Here is a 571-nt window from a genome sequence, read left to right as displayed (position 1 = left end):
ACTCCGGCCCCGCCACCGCCGCAAGCGCAGCCGGCGTCGGCGTCACGAACAACGCCCGCACCGACACCGACACCCCACGCCGCCGCAACCACTCCACCAACGACACCGCCAGCAGCGAATGCCCACCCAGAACGAAGAAGTCGTCGTCCACACCGACCGCGGGCAGCCCGAGCACCTCGGCGAAGGCCCGGCACACCAGCTCCTCCCGGGTGTTCCCGGGCGCCCGGCCCATACCCGCGGCGTACTGCGGTGCGGGCAGCGCCGCCCGGTCCACCTTCCCGTTGACCGTCAACGGGAGCGTGTCCAGCTCCACGAACGCCGCCGGCACCATGTACGACGGCAGCCGCTCGGCGACATACCCTCGCACCACGTCAGCGACCGACGCCCCCGCCTCGGCAGGCACCAGATAGCCGATCAACCGCCTGTCCCCCGGCGCCTCCTCCCGCGCCACAACCGCCGCCTGGGCCACCGCCGGATGCGCCGCCAGCACAGCCTCGACCTCACCCGGCTCCACCCGGAACCCACGCACCTTCACCTGCTCGTCCGCACGCCCCGCGAACACCAGCCGGCC

The 571-nt window shown here is 73.4% G+C and carries 1 protein-coding gene; it reads right to left on the bottom strand.

Translation table 11 applies throughout. The annotated features are described in order from the left end of the window. Positions 1-571, bottom strand: a 571-nt coding sequence (locus ACYVMZ_RS39425) for an AMP-binding enzyme (protein ID WP_461088146.1), incomplete at both ends; no start/stop codon positions are given.

This window comes from Streptomyces deserti (assembly GCF_054782695.1).
This window is presented reverse-complemented; position numbering and strand designations above follow the sequence as displayed.